The sequence below is a fragment of the Massilia putida genome (assembly GCF_001941825.1).
Taxonomy (GTDB): domain Bacteria; phylum Pseudomonadota; class Gammaproteobacteria; order Burkholderiales; family Burkholderiaceae_D; genus Telluria; species Telluria putida.
On the sequence record NZ_CP019038.1, the window covers coordinates 58,338 to 81,010 of the forward strand.

21 protein-coding genes and 1 pseudogene are annotated in these 22,673 nt (G+C 56.5%); 4 read left to right on the forward strand and 18 right to left on the reverse strand.

What is annotated here, in order from left to right; genetic code table 11:
- Window positions 1–57 precede the first annotated feature (57 nt).
- The 8 genes from sorB to BVG12_RS02735 all read right to left on the reverse strand — a co-directional run bounded on the left by sorB (window position 58) and on the right by BVG12_RS02735 (window position 6,687).
- On the reverse strand, window positions 58–696 hold the full coding sequence (gene sorB / locus BVG12_RS02700; protein WP_228892616.1) for a SorB family sulfite dehydrogenase c-type cytochrome subunit: 639 nt from the start codon (window positions 694–696) through the stop codon (window positions 58–60).
- Between the two features lie 11 nt (window positions 697–707).
- Window positions 708–1,907, reverse strand: a complete 1,200-nt coding sequence (sorA, locus tag BVG12_RS02705) for a SorA family sulfite dehydrogenase catalytic subunit (RefSeq protein WP_370660048.1) — start codon at window positions 1,905–1,907, stop codon at window positions 708–710.
- 119 nt (window positions 1,908–2,026) lie between these two features.
- Window positions 2,027–3,421, reverse strand: a complete 1,395-nt coding sequence (locus BVG12_RS02710) for a YncE family protein (RefSeq protein ID WP_075791079.1) — start codon at window positions 3,419–3,421, stop codon at window positions 2,027–2,029.
- A gap of 3 nt (window positions 3,422–3,424) precedes the next feature.
- Complete coding sequence (locus BVG12_RS02715; protein ID WP_051306793.1) at window positions 3,425–3,868, reverse strand: DUF305 domain-containing protein; 444 nt, start codon at window positions 3,866–3,868, stop codon at window positions 3,425–3,427.
- Between the two features lie 5 nt (window positions 3,869–3,873).
- The gene (locus BVG12_RS02720; RefSeq protein ID WP_075791080.1) at window positions 3,874–4,671 is read right to left on the reverse strand and encodes an anti-sigma factor family protein; all 798 of its coding nucleotides are present in this window, start codon (window positions 4,669–4,671) and stop codon (window positions 3,874–3,876) included.
- A complete protein-coding gene (locus BVG12_RS02725) occupies window positions 4,668–5,174 on the reverse strand; it encodes an RNA polymerase sigma factor (protein WP_075791081.1) in 507 nt (168 codons plus the stop codon). Before BVG12_RS02725 ends, BVG12_RS02720 begins: the two co-directional genes overlap by 4 nt.
- A gap of 28 nt (window positions 5,175–5,202) precedes the next feature.
- Window positions 5,203–5,631 (reverse strand): nuclear transport factor 2 family protein, encoded by a 429-nt coding sequence (locus BVG12_RS02730; protein WP_075791082.1) that lies wholly within the window; start codon window positions 5,629–5,631, stop codon window positions 5,203–5,205.
- Window positions 5,632–5,712: 81 nt separating this feature from the next.
- Complete coding sequence (locus BVG12_RS02735) at window positions 5,713–6,687, reverse strand: LysR family transcriptional regulator (RefSeq protein WP_228892619.1); 975 nt, start codon at window positions 6,685–6,687, stop codon at window positions 5,713–5,715.
- Window positions 6,688–6,742: 55 nt separating this feature from the next.
- Here BVG12_RS02735 and BVG12_RS02740 point away from each other — a divergent pair, with 55 nt between their 5' ends.
- Entirely contained in the window at window positions 6,743–7,759 is a 1,017-nt protein-coding gene (locus BVG12_RS02740) for a YeiH family protein (RefSeq protein WP_075791083.1), read from the forward strand.
- A 437-nt stretch (window positions 7,760–8,196) separates the two neighbouring features.
- Here the strand turns inward: BVG12_RS02740 and BVG12_RS02745 are convergent.
- The 5 genes and pseudogenes from BVG12_RS02745 to BVG12_RS02765 form a co-directional block, all read right to left on the reverse strand.
- Window positions 8,197–8,409 (reverse strand): annotated as a pseudogene (locus BVG12_RS02745) (thioredoxin domain-containing protein); the annotation flags it as partial.
- A gap of 25 nt (window positions 8,410–8,434) precedes the next feature.
- Window positions 8,435–9,715 (reverse strand): arsenic transporter, encoded by a 1,281-nt coding sequence (locus BVG12_RS02750; protein WP_075791084.1) that lies wholly within the window; start codon window positions 9,713–9,715, stop codon window positions 8,435–8,437.
- A 74-nt stretch (window positions 9,716–9,789) separates the two neighbouring features.
- Window positions 9,790–10,269 (reverse strand): arsenate reductase ArsC, encoded by a 480-nt coding sequence (locus tag BVG12_RS02755; protein ID WP_075791085.1) that lies wholly within the window; start codon window positions 10,267–10,269, stop codon window positions 9,790–9,792.
- 36 nt (window positions 10,270–10,305) lie between these two features.
- Entirely contained in the window at window positions 10,306–10,650 is a 345-nt protein-coding gene (locus BVG12_RS02760; RefSeq protein WP_075796165.1) for an ArsR/SmtB family transcription factor, read from the reverse strand.
- A 61-nt stretch (window positions 10,651–10,711) separates the two neighbouring features.
- On the reverse strand, window positions 10,712–11,224 hold the full coding sequence (locus BVG12_RS02765; RefSeq protein WP_075796166.1) for an arsenate reductase ArsC: 513 nt from the start codon (window positions 11,222–11,224) through the stop codon (window positions 10,712–10,714).
- A gap of 233 nt (window positions 11,225–11,457) precedes the next feature.
- On the opposite strand from BVG12_RS02765, the gene BVG12_RS02770 reads away from it, so the two are divergent.
- From BVG12_RS02770 to BVG12_RS02780, 3 genes are all read left to right on the forward strand, one after another.
- Window positions 11,458–12,861 (forward strand): FAD-dependent oxidoreductase, encoded by a 1,404-nt coding sequence (locus BVG12_RS02770; RefSeq protein ID WP_075791086.1) that lies wholly within the window; start codon window positions 11,458–11,460, stop codon window positions 12,859–12,861.
- Window positions 12,862–12,912: 51 nt separating this feature from the next.
- Window positions 12,913–14,127, forward strand: coding sequence for an MFS transporter (locus BVG12_RS02775; protein ID WP_075791087.1), 1,215 nt, complete (start codon window positions 12,913–12,915; stop codon window positions 14,125–14,127).
- A gap of 72 nt (window positions 14,128–14,199) precedes the next feature.
- Window positions 14,200–14,481: an ArsR/SmtB family transcription factor gene (locus tag BVG12_RS02780; protein WP_083684453.1), complete on the forward strand. Its 282-nt coding sequence runs from the start codon at window positions 14,200–14,202 to the stop codon at window positions 14,479–14,481.
- 695 nt (window positions 14,482–15,176) lie between these two features.
- Here the strand turns inward: BVG12_RS02780 and BVG12_RS33760 are convergent.
- The 5 genes from BVG12_RS33760 to BVG12_RS33775 form a co-directional block, all read right to left on the reverse strand.
- Complete coding sequence (locus BVG12_RS33760; RefSeq protein WP_169926782.1) at window positions 15,177–16,301, reverse strand: site-specific integrase; 1,125 nt, start codon at window positions 16,299–16,301, stop codon at window positions 15,177–15,179.
- Between the two features lie 203 nt (window positions 16,302–16,504).
- A complete protein-coding gene (locus BVG12_RS02790; RefSeq protein WP_156895508.1) occupies window positions 16,505–17,041 on the reverse strand; it encodes a hypothetical protein in 537 nt (178 codons plus the stop codon).
- The gene (locus BVG12_RS33765; protein ID WP_156895509.1) at window positions 17,034–19,427 is read right to left on the reverse strand and encodes a site-specific integrase; all 2,394 of its coding nucleotides are present in this window, start codon (window positions 19,425–19,427) and stop codon (window positions 17,034–17,036) included. The genes BVG12_RS02790 and BVG12_RS33765 overlap by 8 nt, the downstream gene beginning before the upstream one ends.
- A 92-nt stretch (window positions 19,428–19,519) precedes the next feature.
- Window positions 19,520–21,214, reverse strand: a complete 1,695-nt coding sequence (locus BVG12_RS33770; RefSeq protein WP_156895510.1) for a hypothetical protein — start codon at window positions 21,212–21,214, stop codon at window positions 19,520–19,522.
- Between the two features lie 260 nt (window positions 21,215–21,474).
- Complete coding sequence (locus BVG12_RS33775) at window positions 21,475–22,548, reverse strand: hypothetical protein (protein WP_156895511.1); 1,074 nt, start codon at window positions 22,546–22,548, stop codon at window positions 21,475–21,477.
- Window positions 22,549–22,673: the final 125 nt, after the last annotated feature.

Below are 22,673 nucleotides of genomic sequence, written 5' to 3' on the forward strand. Positions count from 1 at the left end.
ACGTCCCCGGCGGGCATGCTCAGTAAAGGCGTCTACAGGAAGGGGATGGCATCAAATTCATTGCGCCAGGACATAATGCGCCAAGGCCATCGCTTCGCCCTCGCTCAGTTGGGAGAAAGCTGGCATCGGTACAGGCCCCCATTTGCCAGCGCCGCCCGCTCGAATATTCCTCGCCACCAGTGATACCGCGTCTGCCTTGCCCTTGTACTTTGCCACCACTTCCTTGAATGCCGGCCCGACGACCTTTTTGTCGATCGAATGACATCCCATGCAAGCATTTGCGGCAAGCAACGCTTTCGTATCGATTGCTGCGGTGGCGCCGGCCTTCGGTGCAACTGCAGCTGGCTTTATCGCCGCGTTCGCAATCGGCACTGCGTTACTGCGTTCGGCACCGTAGGTCTTGACCAGGTAATCGACCATGTCCGGGATATCCGCGTCTGAGAATTGCGCACCGAACGGTTTCTTCATCTTTCTCACGGTGGCATCCCAGTAGCCGCGCGGCGATGTCGTGGGCTGCGACTGGATGTAATGGACCGAGTGACATGTCATGCAGTTGCGCTGGGCCAGCGCATATCCCGGCAACTCGCTGGGTTTGAAGACAGCAGTTTCAGGCGGAAGCTGAATGTCGAGGGCGAAAGCTGGGGCCGCAGCCATCAGACTGATGGTGAACAGAGAGCAAATCAGTGGATGTTTCAATGTGGTTCCCCTTATACCGCGACGACGCGCGTCGATTCGACCACATTGCGCATGTAGCCGGCAGGGTTCCACAGGGCGCTCGCGGGTTGGCCTTGACCGATCCGGTTGCCCGCCCGAACCAGCAGTTCGTGGTTTCCTTTTTGTTTCGGCGTGAACGCCGCGCTCCACTCTCGAAAAGAGTAGCGCCCCAGGTCCTTGCCCAGTTGTGCGGCTTGCCAGTTCTTGCCACCGTCGGATGAAAACGCCACCTCATTCACGCCGTAGCCGCCGTCGAACGCAATCCCGCGCACCACCGTCTGGCGCCCGACCTTGACGTGCATGCCGTCGGTCAGGCTGGTCACGAACGAGCGCACGTTGAGGCGATTGATCGGGACGGTCTTGGTCGGCGCCTTTCCCGGCTCGGTACAGGCGCACTGATTGTCGGGGATGCGATAGGCCGTGCTCATCCAAAATCCGTCGAATACCTTGTCGGTCACGGTAATGTCGGACAGATGCTTGACCCAATAGGTGCCGTAGTAGCCGGGCACCACCAGGCGCAGTGGGTAGCCATTCAACATCGGCAGATCGGCACCGTTCATTTGCCAGGCCAACATGACTTCGCCGTCGAGCGCATGGTCGATATTGAGCGCCTTCATGAAATCGGGCCCGTCGCCAACGGGCGGCGTGTCAAGGCCGTTGAACGAGACCTGTACCGACCCGGCCTTGACGCCGGCCTTTTCCAGCACCTTGCGTAGCGGCACGCCAGTCCAGCGTGCGTTGCCCATGGCACCATTCGATAGCTGGCCGCCGTTGGCGCGCGGCGACAGGTGGCCGCGGCTGTTACCGGAACACTGGTTCACGGCAACCAGTTCGGTGGCGTCAGCCATTTGCTTGAGGTCGGCGAGCGAGAGCTCCAGCGGCGTATTAACATTGCCGCCGACTTTGAGACGGTATGTTTGCGCATCGATCGCGGTGGGAATGCCGCTCCAGTGATATCGGACGAAAAACGCATCGTTCGGCGTAATCACCGATTCGTTGAACACACTGAACGGAGTTTCCAGCTGCGGCGGACGGGCGGTCAGCAGGATCAGCGGCCGCTTTTGAGGATACACGACCAGTTCGCGCTCGCCGTTTTCAAACGGCAGCGTGACGTGGCCTGCCTCCGCCGCGAGCGCGCTCAATACCGGACTGCCGAACACGCCGGCGGCACCGAGCGTGCCGGCCTGCCTCATAAAGGAACGGCGCCGCAACGCCTCCGCCGTCAATATCAACGAGTTCTTCGCCATACTGGTCTCCGTTATTATTGTGAAATCGGTTAGCTCGATACTGCCACAGTATTGTCGTGATTTGCTTACTGCACGCTACTCAATACGGCTTTTTGTGGATCGACGGCCACGTCCCCTTCCATCACCAGGATGCGACTCGCCGTCGCGGCCTTGTCGTTGAGGCCGTTGCTCACGGCGCGCATCGGTCCGATCGCAGTGCCGTTCGCCATCCCCATCGGATTCGTCTTGAAACTGGCCACCGGCGCGGCCTGGCCGGTGACGTACACGCTGTACGCGGTCTGCGGCTTGAGTTTGAACAGCGACACTTCCAGCGCGTCCACCACGCCCAGGTTACGGGCCACAACGAATCCCTTGGCCTCGCCGGCAGCGGGTTTAAGCGCAATGTTGATTGGCTCGCTGTTGGCGCGCGGGACCAGGTTGGTCATGCCGTCGCCGTGCGGCACGGCGTTCGAAACGTACACCAGTGCCTGCGGCGCCTGGCCGACCGGTGCGCGCGCAATCACCTTGTTGGTGGCGCTGTCGATGACATCGACCGCGTCGCCGTTTTCAAGTCCCACATACAGACGTGTGCCGTCGTCGGAGGTCCAGATGCCGTGGGGCAACGCGCCGGTAGGGATCGTCGCAACCAGCGTCGGCGTGGCGTCGGTGGTGTACACCTTGACGACATTCTCACCGCCGATCGTTACGTAAGCACGGGTGCCAGCCGCAGTCTTCGCGAACGCCAAGTGGTTGGTAATGAAGCCGGTATCGATGACGCCCTTTACTTCCAGGCTGGCAGTATCGATGCGCGTCACTTTGCCGGCATCCTTGTGCGTCATCCACATTTCCTTGAAATCAGGGGTGAACTGAAGGAACGGCGAGAACGGGCTGACGACCTTAATGTGCTTGATGACCTTGTGCGACTTCATGTCGATCACGTCGACCACGGGATTGAAGCTGGAGACGACGAACGCCAGCTTGCCGTTCGGCAGGAACTGCACCATGCCGGGGCCGGCGGTCGTCTCGATCCGCTTTTTCTCCTTGAAGGTGACCGGGTCGATCACCGAGATGTAGTCTTCGCCGCGCACCACCGCCCAGACTTCGCGGCCGTCGGCAGTGAAAAACCCTTCATGGGGCGAGCGACCGATATAGGTGATTCCTTTGACCTTGTTGGTCGCCGTGTCGATGAATGCCACCGAGTTAGAGCCGTTTGAAATGGCAATCAGGGTCTTGTGGTCGGGCGAAAAGCCCAGGCCGTGCACATTGATCTCGCCCTTGTATAGCGGCGACAACACGTCGGGACGCTGGTTGCCCAGTTTGATCTGGCCGAGCAGCAAATTGGTCGCCGGGTTGATCACTGAAACGGTATTGGTATTCTGGTCAGCGGTGTAGACGCGGTCTTGCGCGCCAGGAGCGGCAAACGCGGAGGCGGTGAGCAGGCTGCTGACGGTCAACGAGAAAACGCAGTGACGGAGTTGCATGATTTATTCTTTCTTGGTGATCGAAGTGGGAGCAACTTTTGCCTGAGCCGATTGGTAGCGCTGCAACCAGGCCTGCATAATGTTGATTTCGTTTTGCTGTTCCGTGATGATGCCTTGGGCGACGTTGCGCAATTCAGGATCCTTGGTGGTGAGCAGGAGCGCTTTCGCCATGTCGATGGCGCCCTGGTGGTGCGGAATCATCATCGTCACGAAATCATGTTCCGCAACGCCATTCATTGGCGCGCGCTTCATGCCGTCATCCATGACGGCCATGGCATCGTCCGTCAGCGCGGCAAACGGCTTGGCCGTGCTGGCGATAAATACGGGGGGCTTTGCCGCTGGCGACTGGCCATGATGGTGGGCCATGGCCTGTCCGAGAGCACTAGCGCCAATCAGGGCGGCAACGGCGAACGTGGCCAAGCGTCGAAGGTACAAGGGACGGTTCATTAAGGTCATGACGGTTTCTCCAGTTGGTCGTACACGGCGGTGGCAACGCGCGCCAGTTCGGCCTTGTTAATTCCAGCCGACAGCGCATAGCCGAATTTGCCGTCGATCCAATAAAACACATTCACCGGTCCCTCCTGGGCGAAGCGAAAACCTGTGTCCTTGTTGTGCGCCTGGTCGGTCGACACGTACAAGGTGAGGCGCTGCCCGGTCGCGTCGTGGTACATGAACTGCGCCACCGCGCCTTGGGCGCCAGGGAGCAGGCGACCACCGATCAGCTCGTAGCCGAGTTTGCCCAGCCGGGGTGGCCGAATTGCCGTGCCGAGGCGTTTGGACAGCCATGCCACTAGCTGCTCTTCCTGGTCAGCCCCGATTTCCACCGGCCGCTTGACATCCGGGCTATAGACAACGTGGGCGATTGCGGCCTGATGGGCCAAGCCGGCAACGTACAGCGCCGGCCTGGCCTGCATGGAATCACCTTGGGCGTACTGAATCTCGCCTGCCTGCTGGCCATGCAGCAGCCACCCTGTCGTGCCGCTGAACAGGGCGATGGCAAGACCGGCTACCAGCCGCTGCCATTGCCACTGGCGCGGTCGCGCTGCGCTTAAGCGCTCCGGCACCGCTTCGTCGAGCACGGGATTGAAAAGCGCGCGCAGTTCATCGTTTTGCGCTGTATAGGCGCGCAGTCGCTCCGCCTCTTCCGGGCGCTGCGCCAGATAGGCGTCGACCTCGAGTCGGCGCGCGGCAGGCAGCTTGCCGTCGACGAAGGCGTGCAAGTCGGCTTCCGTGATGGGTAGGGTATTCATTTGACCACCTTCAAGGGTGCGATGTACGCTCTCCCTTCCATATTCGCGCGCATTTTTTCACGCGCGCGCGACAGGCGCGACATGACCGTACCGATGGGAATCTTGAGCGTTTGCGCGACGTCGTCGTAACTCATTTCTTCCAAGGCCACCAGCAGCAGGATTTCACGCTGTTCCTCTGGCAGCGCACGCAAGGCCGTTTCCATGTCGCGCAGTTCGAGTCCGCTTGAAGGACTGCCAGGTGCTAGTGCCATCGATGTCTCCTCGTTGAGCGCTTCCGTCGGCACTGAAGGCCGCCGCGCCTGGTCGATACGCAGGTTGTGCATGATGCTGAACAACCATGCGCGCATATCGCTACCACCCTCCCATGACGCCAGTCTCCCCCATCCGCGCTCGACCGTGTCCTGCACCAGGTCGTCGGCGCCGGCCCGATCGCCGACCAATGCCCGCGCATAGCGGCGCAGACGGGGAATGCAGGCCAGCAGCTGGTCGCGCGAATTGGGCATGGATGTCACTGGAGTATCGGTCGATTAATCAATAAGCTGCTGCGGTCAGTTTCGGATCGATCTGCCAGGTTTCGTTGACCAGCTTGCCATCGCGGTAGGTCAGCACATAGCGCACATTGACCTGTGCCTTGCCTTCGAACTGCACCTTGGCGACGATCGTCGCACCCTTTGGGTTCGCCGATTCCTCCAGAGCAAGCACAGTCACGCGCGCCGGCCCGACAGCCTTGCCGAACTTTTCCCAGGTGGCGCGAATGGCATCGGAACCGGCGTACATGCCGTCAAGCGGCCCGCCGACCCATGTCAGCTGGGCGTTGTCGGCATAGCCACGCATGATGACGGACGTGTCACCGGCGCCAATGGCGCTAAAGTGAATCTGCGCGGCATCGCTCATCGGGCTGGCGACAGCGCTGCCGATCGAAGCAATAGCGAGGATGACGGCGAAGATCGCTTGTTTCATGAAATTCTCCCTGGTTGGGTCAGTCGGACGGAAAAAACCGGTGTTATCGAGGTGAACGGATCTGCGGATGATTTATTCCATCTATTTCAAATTAATTTTCGCAGGCGTTTCGTCGCGCGCTATTTGGGAGAGGCGGATCATCGCTTCCAGCGCCAGAGATGCCTTTGTCTTGTACCGTTCGGGATGGCGCAACATGTAGAACGCGCGCTCCGGCAAGTCGATGTTTGCTTTCGCCAGCAAACCTGCCCGCAGATGCGAGGCTACTACCAGTTCCGACATGGCGGTGGCGAACTTGCCGGCCATCACAGCGGAGCGGACCGCTTCGTTGGACGGCAATGTGAGTGCGATATCGAGTGCATCGAAGTCGACATGCATCGCCTGAAGTGCGCACTCGAGCGCCGAGCGCGTGCCGGACCCCTTTTCGCGCAAGATCCACTGTGCCTCAAGAAGATCCGCGTGCAGCAGCCTCCTCCCTGAAGCCCATGGATGGTGCGCTGCGACTACAGCGACGATCTGGTCGGATGCGATGGCATCGACCGATAGTGTCGGCTCGTCGATGGCGCCCTCGACAAAGCCAAGGTCGGCGCCCCCCTGAAGCACTGCTTGGGCGACATTATGGGTGTTATCGATGGTCACGCTCAGTGCGATCGCCGGATGCGCTTGGCGAAATTGCACGAGGTACTCGGGTAGCCAATAGCTGGCGATAGTCTGACTCGCATGAATGGTCAGCGTGCCACGTTTCATTCCACCCAGCTCGGCCAATGTCAGTTCGGCGGCGCGCGCGCTGGCGATCGTGCGGCGTGCTTCTATCAGGAAAATACGGCCCGCTTCGCTGATCTCGATGCCGCGGCCGACGCGATTGAATAGGGCAGTACCATAGCGTTCTTCCAGCACCTTGATCGAAGCACTTACCGCTGAAGGGGTGAGCGCCAACACTGCGGCGGCCTGGGTCAAATGCTGTCGCTCGGCGACTTCAACAAAAATCCGCAATTGTTCTAGTGTCATCTGATTGTTCAATTCTATTGAACGATATATTCGATATTGTAAGATGGACATAACAATCTGTCGACTTGATAATCGTTCTATTGAGTTCGAGAATCAGGAGCGGCAAATGGTCAAGCAACCACTAAAACTCGTTCGCAACGCGCTGCCAGGCTTGGCACTTTGCGCTGTGGTTACTGCGATAGCTTACGCAATGGAAAACATCGAAAGCGCTTTATTTGGCCACGCATGGCTCGAAAGCCTGGTGCTGGCCATTCTTCTAGGCACCGCCGTGCGGACGGTGCATCGGCTCGATACTCGCTTCGAAGACGGCATCCAAGTCGGTGCGAAATTATTGCTGGAAATCGCGGTCGTGCTGCTGGGCGCTTCGGTCAGCGCCGGTGCGCTGCTCGAAAACGGCATCGGTCTGATGAGCGGCATCGCGGCAGTGGTCGCCATCGCGATTGCGCTCAGCTTTGCCCTTGGCCGTGCTTTTGGTCTGCCGCGCAAGATGGCCATCTTGATTGCCTGCGGCAATTCGATTTGCGGTAACTCTGCCATTGCCGCGGTGGCCCCGGTTATCGATGCGGATGGAAAGGACGTCGCTGCGGCGATCGCCTTCACTGCCGTGCTTGGCGTTGTCGTGGTGCTGGTGCTGCCGCTAATGGTGTCACTGTTGTCGTTTTCACCAACGCAGTTCGGTGTCTTTGCCGGGCTGACCGTCTACGCGGTGCCCCAGGTGCTGGCCGCGACCTCATCGATATCGCTTAGCAGCGTCCACATCGGCACCCTGGTGAAACTGGTGCGGGTGCTGATGCTGGGCCCAGTCGTGCTGGTACTGTCGCTGATTGGTCGGCGCGAAGGTGGTCGTCGTCCTGCGCTGTCGCATATGGTCCCGTGGTTCATCGTCGGCTTTTTGCTACTGCTGACCTTGCGCTCGTTCGGCGCCATTCCAGAGGCGGCAATTGCGCCGATGCACGTGACGGCGAATTTCCTCACCATTATGTCGATGGCCGCACTCGGACTCGGCGTCGATGCGCGCTCAGTCATGCGGGCCGGTTGCCGGGTCGCCGCAGTTGTCGTGTTGTCGCTGCTGGCGTTGGCAGTCATCAGTTTTTTCCTGATAAAAATGCTCGGCATCGTTTGAAGCACTGCCCGATTAGCGGCTACCGTTAGAAATCGAGGATCTGTATTTTTTAATACGAGAAACTTGGTGGTATTGCAGAAAGTTACAGTCTGATACGCTTGGCAAGCAGTCGCGCAATGCGCTTGCCAGAGCGGTCTTGATTCATCGCTTAGGTGATATGTGCGACCGCGGCTTAAACCTGGTGACGGGCGCCATCGTTCTTTGCATGCGGTGTTTCTGGAGCGGGCGACACAGGTTGCGCGCGGTCCTGGCAGCTCCCCGACGCCAGTATGCTGCAGTTTCGTGTCCTCGTTGGCCTGGGAGCACATCTACGGGACCGGATATTACATTTGAAGGAAGAGCAAGAAGGTTGATGAGAAAAATATCGGCCGCTGCGGACTTCAAGAATCGGTAACAGGGCTTAGCGCCCGATTTTTTCCGTTTTCCCTATTCTCCCCATCCAGGCCGAGCTCCAGGAATGGCGTGCCTTTCTCGCGTACGGCGCCGCGAACCTGCAGGCCTGCGCGCTGAATCAGGTTGACCAGTGTTGCGCGGTCGGGCGGGTTCTTAAGGTATTCGATCACGGTCGGCTCGATGCCGGCATTCCGGATGAGGCCCAGCGTGTTGCGGGAGGTGCCGCAATCGGGGTTGTGATAGATCGTGACGTCCAGTGCCTTGTTCATGTTCGGTCCTTTCTCAGCTCAAGCGCAGGGCAAGCGCGCTCAGGGTCACCAGCAGGATCGGCAGGGTCAGGAGAATACCGATCCGGAAGTAGTAGCCCCAAGAGATCTGGATATTCTTCGCCGAAAGCACGTGCAGCCACAACAGCGTGGCGAGGCTGCCAATCGGCGTGATCTTCGGGCCGAGGTCAGCACCAATCACGTTCGCGTACACCATCGCTTCGCGCACAACACCCTGTGCCGTGGTGGCGTCGATTGCCAGCGCGCCCACGAGTACGGTCGGCATATTATTCATGATCGACGACAGGATGGCAGTGATGAAGCCGGTGCCGAGCGCTGCGCCCCACACGCCATGCTCGGCGCACCGGTTGAGCAGGGCAGTGAGGTAGTCCGTCAACCCGGCATTGCGCAGGCCATAGACCACCAGGTACATCCCCAGCGAGAATACGACCACCTGCCATGGGGCGCCGCGCAGCACCTCGCGGGTCGAGATCCGGTGCCCGCGCGCAGCGACAGCCAGCAGCAGCACTGCGCCAACCGCGGCCACGGCACTGATCGGGATGCCGGCAGCGTCGAGCCAGAAGAAGCCGACCAGCAGCATGCCCAGCACCCACCAGCCGGTGACGAAGGTGGCGCGGTCATGGATGGCCTCCTCGGGGCGTTTCAGTTGTGTCACGTCGTAGTTGGCCGGGATGTCCTTGCGGAAAAACCAGACCAGCGCGGCAAGCGTCGCGGCCACCGACACCAGGTTCACCGGCACCATCACTGCGGCGTAGCGCGCAAAGCCGATATTGAAATAGTCGGCCGAGACGATATTCACGAGGTTCGACACGACCAGCGGCAGGCTGGCAGTGTCGGCGATGAAACCGGCCGCCATTACGAAGGCCAGCGTGGCTTTCGGCGAAAATCGCAAGGCGACCAGCATGGCGATGACGATGGGCGTCAGGATCAGCGCCGCGCCATCGTTGGCGAACAGCGCGGCCACGGCCGCACCCAGCAAGACAAGAAGCACAAACAGGCGCCGGCCGCTGCCGCCGCCCCAACGCGCCACGTGCAACGCAGCCCACTCGAAGAAGCCGGCCTTGTCGAGCAGGAGGCTGATGATGATGACGGCCACGAACGCACCGGTGGCATTCCAGACGATATGCCAGACGGTGGGAATGTCACTGACGTGGATGACGCCCGCGAGCAAGGCCACGGCGGCGCCCGCGGCGGCGCTCCAGCCGATACCGAGGCCGCGAGGCTGCCAGATGACGAAGGTGAGGGTTATCAGGAAGATGAGAAATGCGATCAGCACGGAAGTCTTTCAGGGAGCTACGGGCACATGGACAAGCCGGGCAATGGCCCGGCTGACGTAACGGAAGGTGGCGTTCAGGCGCCGATATGGCCGATGCGGTCGAGTTCGGTCTTGAACTTCGCGCGGTCGGATTTCAACTTCTCGAGCGGCAGGGCGAGGAAGGCTTCGATACGTGCGCGGAGGATGGCGTAGGCCTTTTCGAAGGCGGCGTCGATTTCCTCTTCGGTACCGACGACGTGGCTTGGGTCTTCGACACCCCAATGCGTACGAAGCACCGGACCGAGGTAGGCCGGGCAGGTTTCACCGGCAGCGCTGGCACACACCGTTACCACGAGGTCAGGGGTGACGGGCAAATTGTCCCAGGACTTGCTGTAGTAGCCCTCGGTGGAAATGCCTTTGCTGGCGAGCAGGGCGAGCGCCTTGTCGTTCAACTTGCCGGTCGGTTGGCTGCCTGCGCTGATGGCGTGCCAGCCAGTTGGAGCCAGATGATTGAAGACGGCTTCACTGATGAGCGAGCGGCACGAATTGCCGGTGCAAAGAAAAAGTACGTTCACGGTAGACCTTAGGTTGAGAGGAAATAAGCGCAGAAATTAGCTTGTTTGGCTGGAAGCGATGGGCTCACATCCCGAGCCATTCGTTGGCGAACAAGGATTGCCGCCACAGCAGTTCTCGGTCAGGAAGCCCAGCAGCTGATTCATCGTGTCGAAGTTCGCTGCGTAAATGATGAAACGGCCTTCCTGGCGCGGAATCACCAGGTTGGCGTGGGTAAGTTCTTTCAGATGAAAGGACAGCGATGAGGGAGGCGTGCCGAGTGCCTCGGCAATCTTGGTTGCGGAAAGTCCTGCAGGGCCAGCCTGCACGAGCAAGCGAAAGGTTGCCAGCCTTGATTCCTGGGCGAGGGCGGCAAGCGCGGCAAGTGCGGGTTTCGTGTCCATGATCTCGTCCAAATATTCGATAGTTCCAGTATAGTGGAAGTGACGCCTGTGCGGCAAGCCCTCACAGGAGCGGCACGTCCGAACGGCCGATGGCGGCCAGTTCCTTTTGGATAGCCAGGCGCGACAGCGTCGCAAACGGAAGCATGGAAAAGATGTCGAGGCGATTCTTGATCTCGCGGCATGTGCGGGCAAAGACCTGGCGATGCTCCCGGTCGCTGCCCACGAATGCTGCTGGATCTTCGAAGCTCCAATGCGCCGTGATCGGGTGCCCTGGCCAGCGGGGACACGCCTCGCCAGCGGCCTTGTCGCATACCGTGATCACGAAGTCCATGTGCGGAGCATCGGCAACTGCGTACTCATCCCAGCTTTTGCTGCGCAGGCCCTGGACGGGGAAGCCGAGCCGTTCGATCTGTTCGATCGCAAAGGGATGCACCGAGCTGCCTGGATGGCTTCCTGCGCTGTAGGCGCGAAACCGGCCAGCGCTGGTGGCGTTGAGGATGGCCTCGGCAATAATGCTGCGCGAGGAGTTGCCGGTGCAAAGAAATAGTACGTTGAAAATCCTGTTGTCAGTCATGGCGGTCTCGACCTGTTCGGTTGGTTGATACGACACTTCCAAATATATCGAAACATCTTGACCGTTTGATGACAACGACGATATTCTATATTCGTCGATTAACGAATAACCGGTTCAGGCGCGCGTCCGGGTCTATCGCTGCGCCCATGCATTCGTAATTCGACGAAATAGGAAATGCCGAGGTTTGGCTGCGGACCAACAGAACTTTGCCTGACTAGACGAGGAGAGCAAGAATGAATAGCAACAAAAAACTGCCGGTGGCGGTGCTTGGAGCTGGGCCTGTAGGCCTTGCGGCGGCTGCGCACCTGATCGAGCGGGGCCTAACGCCGCTCATTCTCGAAGCTGGCCCCAAGGTAGGCGCCAACCTGGCCACCTACCGCCACGTGCGCCTGTTCTCGCCCTGGCAATACAACGTCGACAAGGCGGCCCGCCGCCTCCTGCAGCAGCACGGTTGGACTTCGCCGCCGGACGACGGGCTGCCGACCGCGGGCGAACTACTCGACGCTTACCTTACTCCGCTCGCAGCGACGCCTGCAATTGCGGCCAACCTGCTGCTCGGGCAGCGGGTCATTGCCATCACGCGCGTCGGTTTCGACAAGGTAAAGACCATGGGCCGCGAGGCCGCACCCTTCCTGATCCGCACCGAAACGGCGGAAGGGACTCGGCAGTACCTGGCCAGTGACGTGATTGACGCTACCGGCACCTGGTCGCATCAGAATCCGTTGGGTGCCGATGGCATCCCTGCGCTTGGCGAAGTGGTACTGGCGGCGCGCATCGACTATGGCATGCCTGATGTCCTTGGAAGCGCGCGTGAACGCTTTGCGGGCCGGCGAGTGCTGGTCGTGGGAGCAGGGCACTCCGCAGCCGGAAGCCTGCTCGCGCTCGCGCAACTAGCCGAGGCATATCCGAAGACCAGCATCGTCTGGGCAACCCGCGGCAGCAACCTGACCCGGGTGTTCGGCGGCGGCGAAGCCGATGGCCTGCAGGCACGCGGCCAGCTCGGAATACGCCTGAAGGCCCTGCGTGACTCTGGTGGACTGGAATTGCGCCAGAACTTCCGGATCGAGCAACTGGAAGAAGTCGACGGCCGGATCCGCGTGACCGGAGAGCCGATCAGCGGCGCCACGCCGGTGATCGACGGGATCGACCGTATTATTTGCGCGGCCGGGGCGCGGCCCGACCTTGCGCTGACGCGCGAACTGCGCGTGCGCCATGACCCGTGGCTCGAGAGCACCGACGCGCTGGCGCCCCTGATCGATCCGAACGAGCACAGCTGCGGCACCGTCCGTCCGCACGGACATAACGAGCTGGCCCACCCTGAAGCCGGCTACTACGCCGTGGGCGCAAAGAGCTATGGCCGCGCACCTAATTTCTTGATGGCGACAGGGTACGAGCAGGTGCGCTCAGTGGTCGCAGCTCTTGTGGGCGATATGGCTGCGGCCGACGACGTGCAGCTCGACCTGCCGAAAACGGGCGTGTGCAATACTCGGCTGGCTTACGACGATGCTGCATCCGAGCCGGTGGTTTCCTGTTGCGGAGTCCCGGCGGCCCAGGCTGCGAGCTGCTGCGTTCCAGCACCGTCTCCGTTCGGCGCTTGCGGCTGCAGTGCGCCGGCCAAGACCAGCTGCTGCGCCTGATTGAATGAACTGCCGTCGGCGCGAGCCGGCGGTGCCAACCTGGAGCCTCGCGTGCAACGGCCATCGAAGACCATTGGCATCCTCGCCGTCACCCAGATCCTGTCCTGGGGATCGCTTTACTATGCCTTCACCATCGTGGCCCCCGATATCGAGCGTGATCTGGCGCTCGCGCCGGAACTGGTGTTCGGCGCCTTTTCATGGGCCTTGCTCGTTGCAGGATTGGCTTCTACGCCAACGGGCATCCTGCTGGACCGCTACGGCGGGCGCTACGTGATGGCGACAGGTTCGTTGCTATGTACTCTTGGGCTGGTTTGGCTCAGCCGCTGCACCAGCGTCGCATCCTATTATTTTGCCTGGACGCTCATTGGCGTTGCGATGGCACTCACGCTGTACGAGGCCGCTTTCGCAACCATCAACCGCAAGCTCGAGATTGGCTCCAGAAAAGCGATTTCGACCTTGACGCTGTTCGGCGGTTTTGCCAGCACGGTGTTCTGGCCATTGACCGCCAAATTGCATACGATGCTAGGCTGGCGCGACACCTACCTTTTGTACGGGCTCATACAGCTTCTGATCTGTGTGCCGCTACATCTCTGGCTAGGCACCGATCCGGCCGGCAGCAAGTTGAGGGATCCAGCCGGTGCGCCCCGGAGCCACACCCTGGCGGAAGCTTTGCGGCACCAGGCGTTCTGGATGCTGGCACTGGCATTCTCGGCCAATGCATTCATTTTCTCGGCGATGTCGGTCCACCTGATCCCGTTGCTCGGGCACTTGGGCGCATCCGCGACGCTGGCGGTCATGCTGGCCACGTTGATCGGCCCAATGCAGGTTGCGGGGCGTATTGGAGAGATGACGCTCGGGCGGAATACGCCGCCGCAAACGGTCGGCAAGCTGACGTTCTCGATGCTCCCGGCAGCCTTGCTCGTCCTTGTACTATTTGGTTCGCAGGCTTGGGCGGCGGCTTCTTTCTGCGTGCTTTACGGGTTGAGTAACGGCATCTTGACTATCGTGCGTGGTTCGGTCCCTCAGGCGCTGTTCGGCCGCGAAAACTATGGCGCAATCTCCGGTGCGATGGCAGGCCCGTCGCTCCTTTCGAAGGCGGCCGGGCCGCTGGCAGCGGCAGCAATCCTGCGATACGACAGAGGTCCTTTGGTATTGCTGTTCGTGCTGCTCGCCATGTCTGTCGCTTCGCTTGCCTTCTACCTTCGAGCGGTCGCCGCTGAACCATCGCGGCAGTACGTCAAAGCTTTTGACAAGAGTGTCTCCTGAGGCCTATTCTGCGTTCGCCAAACAACGAACAAACCTATGTCCAAATCCTGCTGTCCTCCAACTACGCCTCGCATGCGTGATACGGAAATCGATGCCGATGACCTGGCACGCATGTGCAAGGCACTCGCGCATCCTGCACGTATCCAGCTGCTCCGTCACCTGATCGATTATGGCGAGTGCTACTTCGGGAAGCTAACGGATGTCTTGCCGCTGGCGCCGTCGACGATTTCGCAGCATGTCTCGATCCTGAAGGAAGCAGGACTGATCGAGGGGTCGTCGGATGTGCAGCGGGTCTGCTACTGCGTCAACCAGGAGCGGCTGCGAGAGTTGAAGCAGGCGATTGGAGCGCTTTAGCGTTCGTGCAATCCGACGCCGGCTTCTTTCGCCAAAACGATCCCGCCAATGACGAGGTGCAGCTCACGTTTTCGCAGCTCGTCCCGCAGAGTCTAGTTTCCTGTCCCTAGCTTGCGCTGTATGTTCTGCGCCGTTCTCATGACAGCAGCAATCCGCGATTTTGCCTCTGGCTTGCGGCCGGCATCGACTTCGAGACAAGTTAGGTTGGCCTCGAATGGCGTTCAGACACTGTCCCTTATGGAGAGCCGGAATCCGATCCACGGTCTTTGATAATCTCCTATTATCAAAGACCGTATTCTTTGTACCGAAGATGCGCTATCCCCCATCCCAACAGATTTGCCTAAGCGTAGCAAGTAGCGTCAAGCGACCTTGAGTGGACACCGTCCCGGACCGTCGGCGGCGCCCAACGTCGAGGAGTTCAAGGAGGTGTGAACCGGGGGAAGGCTGTCGATCACCTCGGCAAACATTGACGACTTTACCCCTCAAGGACGACGTCAGTTCCAAGTGTCTGCTGAAAGGATCCTGCCTCCGACCGCGATTGTGTCGAGGTAGACCTTATGGCTTCCGGGCGATGATCATCTGGGAGCGACTCGTTGCTAACCGTAATCCACTGCCATTTTTAGATTTCCTGAGTCTCAGAAGCATGGGGAGGGACGGAATAAAAACGCCGGGCTTCGCCTTATTCGTTGTATGATTTATCTCGTACTACTATCAGTTTTTGCCCCCAATTTTGTTAGCGCCTCAAGTTCTGTTTTCCCTTTCGAAATCCGGTGTTCAACCAATGCGAGTTCTTGCTTCTTTGCCTTCAGCATCTGATCGATCGTTACCAAATCGTCATGTCCGGAAAGTCTTTGATATCTTTTCTTTAGGATGGTGACGTAGTCTCTTATACTATCCACGTTCCGATGTCCCGCACGTTCTGCGACTTTTCTTATAATAAGTTCCCAATCAATATCTTTAAACGTTCCGCCGTTTGAAATCAAAAGAGCTGTCGCAGCGTCTATTTCGGAGTGGAGGAGATTGGTGAGGTAGTGAGCGCGAATCCGATGCCCATGTCCCTCGACTTTAGCTTTTCCGAAAAATGCAGTAAATAGGTTGCTCATGGTTGTCAACGTCAAGGCTGCACCGGTCTTTGCCGAAATAAAAATTTCTTTTGGCTCCTTATAGGTCGAGATTTTTCTCCTGAATCGCTCGACGATATCTGCTCGTGGGCCCTCTATCCACTCCCGAGTTCGTTCCAGTAAGCTTGGTAGCACGCCTATATGTCTTGGCCTACCACCCTTGGTCTTAACGATACGCAATTCGCAGATATACCCGTCTCGGCGTAGATCATCAATTACAGACCACTCTGGAATTTGATCGACAGTCAAATTCTGCGCCTCGATCCGACGAACGCCCGTTTGGCCATACCAATCGATAAGCAGATGGTTGCGGTCCGTCAGGCTTGGGTTCTTCGGATTATCGGCTGCAATATACAATTTTGTCAGGTCTTCATTGGTGGGAGTAGGCTGAACACTATTGGCGTCATTCGCCCTCGGACGCACACCTGAAACCACCCCAAATCGTGAAGGACGAAATTTGCCAGGACGAGCACGCTTACTGGATAGCAGCGGCTCGAAATTTTGCCCATCGTTATGTCCGGGTATGCGTACGATGTCTTTTACATACCCGTTTACTTCAAGCCAACAGTACATGTCGAAAATTGCGTCGCATCGAGCTGTGGCCACATAAATTTTATTATCGCGATTTCTCTGTTGGTTCAACCATGTAAGAAGTTGCTTATCTGTTACCTCAGCGTAGTTCGCTCCTTCTCCTTCCAAGTAGTTCCAGAAAAGCTGAATATATTGGGCGTAGGTCTTGACTGAGCTGGTCTCAAGTTGTTCGTGTATAACGAGGTTACGTAAGTAGTCACACACCGGCGCCACGAAATGAAACAGAGAGTCCACGAGCAGGGGTATGCCAGGATAGGGTCTGTCAGCATAGACAAACCGATCGCTAGTGTATTCGAGATGACATTCCATAGTTAATGTCGATCGCTATCGTCGTGTGAACGTCGAACGGACCGGAGTGGTGTCACCTTTTGGTCGTAGTCCTTCATCCTATTAAGTTGAAGCAGAAGACGAGCTATTTCCTTATCCTTCTCCTGTAGCTCAGCTCTCGCGGCAGTATAATCATCCACATAGGATTGAATCCTCCTTTCTGCCGTTTTGAGTTGTTCACGCAAATTGCTGATCTCGCTTTCTTTTTTAGATTTACTTTGCCTTTTCTTTGCCAATCGTTCGAGAAGATGTTCCATTTTCTCGTGAAGTGCAGTGTATTCCACATCTGTTTCGTAGAGGGCGTTTCTGGAAAACCTTTCGATGCCAAGTGTCTCGTCTATCCATGCGACAAACGTCGCGGGGCGCATATTCTTTGGAATCGACTCAATAGCATTGGTCTCCAGTAGTTCCTCTAATTTCTTAAGCTTGAAAACATACTTCTTGATTGCGTCGTTCCGCCGCTTCAACGCAATAGCTGGTTTATTTGCTCGCGGTGTACCGGCATCGTTCATATTAGTCATCAGGGTCTCCCTGTGGTAAAGGGCATTGCGTTTCCGCCAAGGCAGCAATAAGCTTCTGATGAATCGCCCGGCTGGCTTCGCGGAGGATTGCCGGAGAGTCTTCAGATTCGGCAGTCTCTTGATGAAACTTGATGGCGTTAATCAAGGAGCTCTGCGCAGATGGCGTTACCATGCTAAACGCGCAGCCGGTGCAGGTAATTTCGCTGGCTTGACCGTGATCCGGTTCCGAGGAACTCGTGCAGTTACAGGGACGCTTCTTGTGTGCCTTTCGAAGCACACAGTATCCCCAAGGGAATCCTGTCAATGAGACGCCCGTACGCTCGACTAGTCGCTCAAGTTTCTGCTTGTACTTGCGAGGCGAAACAACATCTGTATGTTTTGCCATCTGAGCATGAAGTCGTTGCGCAACTTGTTTTAATCGCGTGCCTTCCGAACCGCCGATATAAGTCAATCCTAGGGCCGCGCTGGCAAGAATGTTTGCGGTGTGCTCCTTGTCGACTTGAGCGATGATTTGCCCGATTTCGTTCTCCGAGGCGTAGCGACGGGTCATTTCACTGGTGAAGTGTCTCAGATGATACTGCAATGCGCCCCAATCGCCCTTATCGTAAATCCAGATATAAAGAATCGCGAAGAATCGCCGGAACTGATGCGGCTTGAACGTCCATGGTGTGCCATCTTCCAGTCGAGGAACGTCTACGAAATATCCAAATTTGCGCAAATTTTCGGCTAGGCGAAAAACCGGAAAATTCATCTCGCTTATTCCGTAGGTTCTATCAGATCCTGGGACATTGTACTGGAAGACATAGGGTTCATCAGTGAGCCGCCTGGCTCGCTCGCTCAATTTTTCAAGAACGTTTACCGCGGCCACCACTACCTCTGGAACTGGAATGCGTGATTCGGTCTTCAAAGTCTTATGGATGAAGCATTCAAGCCAAGGTTGACCAGAGTCATCAATATGAACACAACCTGCTTTGAGACCTATAATCTCCGAGGCGCGCCTGGCACTAAAGGCAGCGATAACCACGGCGCAGGCAGTCATTAAAAATAGAATGGCAGAGTGGAGACTCATCCCATCACGCAGCGATTCGGCACGGGATTGTTCGTTCGAGGATTCTCCGGTGTCGCTAATCCGAGTCGGTACTATAGGAAACGGACTGGCGGGACCCGTCGGCCAAGTTCGAAACGAGTCTAGATGCTCAGCATATTTAACGGCGGCGCGACCCGGGTCCGCCTCATATACGATCTCAGCGTGGCTGTATAACGCTAGCAGGGTCGGAGCATAGTCGAGAACCCACCGTACAGAGCGCTCAATAAGACATGTTGCTTGCGCGACTGGAATAGTTCCGGTACGACCGACTTCCCGGCCGAGTTTCTGTGCTTCGGCTCGCGCAGATGTCGAAAAGAACGGAGCGCTAGTTAATGCATCTTCCAGATACCGTCGGTGATCGTAAAGGTATTGGAACGACATGAGAAATCGACGGAGGTGTTCTTCGGATACGGGCTTGTCGTCATAATCGTCCTTCGATTGCGCTAGCGCCGCCTCTGTTTGATCCGGTTGCTTTATTTCACTTAAGGTATTGGCCTTACCCTGACGTGGTACTCTCCGATTGTCCGTTTTAGTTGCTCCGGCTTGGTCAATGTATTGGTTGCTGGAAGTGTCCCGATCGATGATGACTGAATCGACGCTGTTATTCGCGTTTCCCTGCCCTAAAAATTCGGGTTCCGGGTTATTATTCACTTCTTTGCTCTGCGATTTCTTTGTTCTTGCTTTTATGAAGCCTGGCTGGTATAGCATGCACAGTGCTTCGGTTTCGTCTAAAAGCGTTATCAGGACACCAGACCGGCCGTTTGCTGCAAATGTGCCGAGCCCTGCATCGCTGAGAATAGCCATCCTGTCGAGAACTGCAGAGTTGATACTTTGGTTTGCTTTTTTTCGTACGGGGAAAACACGCATTGCTTTCCACCGACGCGTTTCAAGATCGTCATCAGCATGAAAGTTTGCTTCTGCAATTAGATTCTCAAGGTGTCGTTCCAAAATCGATTCAGTATTTAAGACGTTGTGGACACCATAGACCGCAGCACAGGCGTATTCCTCGCGGTCAGCCTTAGTGAGATCGGAGAAACGCTTTATGCCGCGGCTTATCATCCAACACGCGAGTGTGGTCAGGTTGCTTACGATTGTTGCTTGAACATCTGCACTTTCGACTTCGGCGAGGGGGCCAGTGCGGACGCCGTACGCGATGCGTTTAACCGATTCGTAGAGATTGGGGTAGTCAGAAAGAACTCCTCCATTAGGTATCTTCACGTTGAATGTCAGCACCCTGGGAGGCTTATTGCCAATATTCCGAACTGTCCAATCATGGGCGCTGTAAGGGCCAATCAACATCCATTCTGGTGAATAGCCCTTATCGCTGTGGAGAATAGGCGGTATAGTGCTGTCAACCGCTCTTGATTGAACCAACTGTGCATGCACCATGGCTAGAATAACTTGAATGGTCTATAAGTAGGACGACGAGCGTTTGCCTTTTCTGTCGCCTGTAAAAATGCAGACGCAGTGTCGCCTAGTGCGAACTTAGCAAGCGCTACTTCTGCCAATGCAAGCCACGGAAGCCACCGTGTCTCCCAGGCTTCTGGATGCGCTTTCGTAGCCTCGGCTTCCTGGGACTTCAGATATTCCTCGAAAAGGATCAAATCGGTTATGTTATCTACAGTCCCAACAAGGTAGCGCATTTCGCAGTTTGGGCACGCGTCGAGTCTCGTGCAACTCTCTCCTCTACGTGTGCCAGGTTGGACACCCGCCTTTGGATTCAAACATGCTATCCCGAGGCCTGATCTCGCAGCGTCTGAAAATAGCGCTTCCGCCTCCTCTGGGGAAATACCAAGTTTCTCCGCGGCACCTTCGATCGAAGCAATAATTACAGATTGAAATAGTCGGGTGAATTCGCGTACTTTCTGAACATAAACGAGCTTCGTATGCGTTCGATGCGTGTAGTTATTACCTGTTGTTGAAGATAACACGTGGTCCGCAATCGCCTGAGCGGACTCTGTACTTACTGCTGGATCTTCATGCTGCACCTTTAGCAAATACGATGGTCTTATGAACGATGGGCGTATAGGAAGATCTCTTAGCTCAGCATGATCTTGTAGGAATTCTTTAAAATCGTCCCGAGCCCGAAATTCTGTAATCCCAATAATATCGTTCTGGCGTGTGTCAAGGAATAGTAGCTCTGCTACTTCCCCATTCGCAATCTTGCGGTTGCGGGAAGACATGATTTCGTAATGCTGAATAGCCTGTACGGCCGAGAGCTCGTGGCCAGGCTGAGGTTGAATCGGAAGACAGTCATTAATGCGCTTATATCCGGCCCGCGCTTTCAATCCGAAAGACACGATCATGTGGTTGGGATCTTCCGATTTTCGAAGACACGCAAGCGGCATCTCACGCACCACCTCACAGTTCGCTCCCGTATCTATGAGAATGATGGTCCACAACGCGACCGTTGCTCGCTTATGAGGATGAAGATATGCATGTAGGGCTTCGTTGCCACCCCACTGTCGTTTAATATGATGGTATCGGCCACTGATACCATTGGCATTGCCGCCTAGTGCTCCGATTAAGAGATTCAGAGCGTTGCCTAAATGGCAATCCGTCTTGCCTGATATGAGCCTCGTCCTATTGCGACTGCGCTCTGAAACTGATCGCTCCGGTCGGTCCAGCAAATCTACCATTTCTTCTGGCGAATGTGACGCATTCGCCAGTGCATGCTGTCCCTTATTCCAATGTTCGAACCAATGAAGAAAGTCTTTCTCTGCGCAACGACGAATCGCCTCCAGGCGGTTTGCGTTAAGCCGCGCAATCTCCACAACCAAGGCGTCTAAAGTTAACGCTCGTACTTTGGCGGGAGGTAAATTTGCGCAAAGAGCATTGATGAATTCACGCGCTTCTTCCTTATCGCTCTCGTCGAAATATTGGCTGATCTTATGTGTTGCGGCATGTAGTTCTATGGCGCTTTCGTCTAACAGTGCAGTTTTCGCGGAGCTGAGTTGCGCGAGCGAGGGTCGATTCTTCGTTTTTAATGTCGACTTTGCGCCTTTTATTCCCTTTAGTTTCACGGCAGGCACCAGTAGGCTATCGGCAAGTGCAGCCCATAGCCGATTCATTGCCTGTATCTTCATGTGCTTTGTGATGTCTAGTACGTGCTTCGCCGGGCTAGAATTAATAAGGTGGTCCCGCCACTCATAAAGCATCTTTTCCCACCGCGTGGAATCTAGACTTGCGTATTCATGTGTTGCAAGAGTTGAGAAAAATTCCGCTTCGAAGCCGCTCTGTTTATGTTGCTCAAGGAAGAGCAGAAGCGAGGTGAAGACGTGGTGGTAGTCTTTCGCTTGCGTTTCTGAGCCGGCCCCATAAAACCTATAGAGTATAGGTATTGCCCTTAGTAAAAATATCGAGCTAGAGGTTGGAATGTCCTGTAGTCATACGGCATTTTCCTTTTGTGTTTTTCAATCAAAAAAGCGAAAGGAGATAAGGGCACCGCCTCCGCTCCTTCATCGGGATCGGCTTTCCGGGTGACGTTTGCGGTTCCTGAGGCAGCTCGCTTTCGTCCCTTGGGAGAAACTATTTCGAATTTCTTCGGGAGTAAGCCTGCAACTGCCATATGCGCCATCAGATTGTTCGTACATAGACGATGTCGATCCTTCGTCTTCGGCGAGAGTAAGTCTCCTGTCCGATCCGAAACTTGATCCGCAAGAATTAGATTCCCTAGTCGCTCCACAAATTGCCGCCAGTCTTCTTCACTGAGCGCTTGAGCCGACACATAGCCTTCTTCGACAAAAAAAGCATAGAGGCTTCGGATAAAATGATCAAAGCGACTAGCATAATTGGCGAGCCAAGTTCTTTCTTCTACGCCTGCCGTTTGTCGCAAATTCTTTACAAGAGTACAAGCGGATTCCAAAAAATCCCTTCCGATTATGTCTGCGATATCGGTGTAGTCGTACGTGACCGCATTTCCCCCCTTCCAAGGGGTAGTCTGCAAAACATGGTACGGCCCATCTTTCGACAGAACCTTTGGATCAAAACGCATGGGGATCAAGCCCGCCTTAGCATATCGTGTTAGCGTTCCAAGGTAGCGACTCTTGAGCTGTTTTTTTCTTACGTCGGATTTTTTTTGGTCGCTTTCGATACGGCTAATTAACCGAGTGGTGAATTCGTTCCAGTCGGCTATCTCCATAGCGTTGGCAGTGGCAATGTTCTTTTTATTCAGAACAGACTCTATGGTGGTGAAGACTAACTGCAGATGTGAAACATACGCCTCTACGCAATACTCGGTCGTGTAGCCCTTTGACTGCGCCATGGCGAACTCGTGCTTGGCCAGGGCGCAAATCTTCTCAACGAAGTTGGGCCCGAGTCGGTTCGCAAACGAAGAATATTCATGCGAAACAGGTTTGTCTCGTACCTTCGTCTGCACGACTAAGTAAGGGTGGGTCAGGTCAGGGTCTGCAGGTTTCATTCCAGTGTCGCCGCTAACGAATCAGTAATATTGCCCAGCGAGAACAATCGGCCTGAGTCAACGCATTATAGCGAGCCCATTCAAACTTTACTTGTGCGTCGACGTTTCGCTAAGTTCCTGCGAAG

What these genes read in the sequence shown, in the direction of transcription:
- sorA (WP_370660048.1), bottom strand. Translation starts at nt 1,907, where the DNA reads ATGAGGCAGGCCGGCACGCTCGGTGCCGCCGGCGTGTTCGGCAGTCCG.
- BVG12_RS02710 (WP_075791079.1), bottom strand. Translation starts at nt 3,421, where the DNA reads ATGCAACTCCGTCACTGCGTTTTCTCGTTGACCGTCAGCAGCCTGCTC.
- BVG12_RS02715 (WP_051306793.1), bottom strand. Translation starts at nt 3,868, where the DNA reads ATGAACCGTCCCTTGTACCTTCGACGCTTGGCCACGTTCGCCGTTGCC.
- BVG12_RS02720 (WP_075791080.1), bottom strand. Translation starts at nt 4,671, where the DNA reads ATGAATACCCTACCCATCACGGAAGCCGACTTGCACGCCTTCGTCGAC.
- BVG12_RS02725 (WP_075791081.1), bottom strand. Translation starts at nt 5,174, where the DNA reads ATGCCCAATTCGCGCGACCAGCTGCTGGCCTGCATTCCCCGTCTGCGC.
- BVG12_RS02730 (WP_075791082.1), bottom strand. Translation starts at nt 5,631, where the DNA reads ATGAAACAAGCGATCTTCGCCGTCATCCTCGCTATTGCTTCGATCGGC.
- BVG12_RS02735 (WP_228892619.1), bottom strand. Translation starts at nt 6,687, where the DNA reads ATGTCCATCTTACAATATCGAATATATCGTTCAATAGAATTGAACAAT.
- BVG12_RS02740 (WP_075791083.1), top strand. Translation starts at nt 6,743, where the DNA reads ATGGTCAAGCAACCACTAAAACTCGTTCGCAACGCGCTGCCAGGCTTG.
- BVG12_RS02760 (WP_075796165.1), bottom strand. Translation starts at nt 10,650, where the DNA reads ATGGACACGAAACCCGCACTTGCCGCGCTTGCCGCCCTCGCCCAGGAA.
- BVG12_RS02765 (WP_075796166.1), bottom strand. Translation starts at nt 11,224, where the DNA reads ATGACTGACAACAGGATTTTCAACGTACTATTTCTTTGCACCGGCAAC.
- BVG12_RS02770 (WP_075791086.1), top strand. Translation starts at nt 11,458, where the DNA reads ATGAATAGCAACAAAAAACTGCCGGTGGCGGTGCTTGGAGCTGGGCCT.
- BVG12_RS02780 (WP_083684453.1), top strand. Translation starts at nt 14,200, where the DNA reads ATGCGTGATACGGAAATCGATGCCGATGACCTGGCACGCATGTGCAAG.
- BVG12_RS02790 (WP_156895508.1), bottom strand. Translation starts at nt 17,041, where the DNA reads ATGACTAATATGAACGATGCCGGTACACCGCGAGCAAATAAACCAGCT.
- BVG12_RS33765 (WP_156895509.1), bottom strand. Translation starts at nt 19,427, where the DNA reads ATGTTGATTGGCCCTTACAGCGCCCATGATTGGACAGTTCGGAATATT.
- BVG12_RS33770 (WP_156895510.1), bottom strand. Translation starts at nt 21,214, where the DNA reads ATGAAGATACAGGCAATGAATCGGCTATGGGCTGCACTTGCCGATAGC.
- BVG12_RS33775 (WP_156895511.1), bottom strand. Translation starts at nt 22,548, where the DNA reads ATGAAACCTGCAGACCCTGACCTGACCCACCCTTACTTAGTCGTGCAG.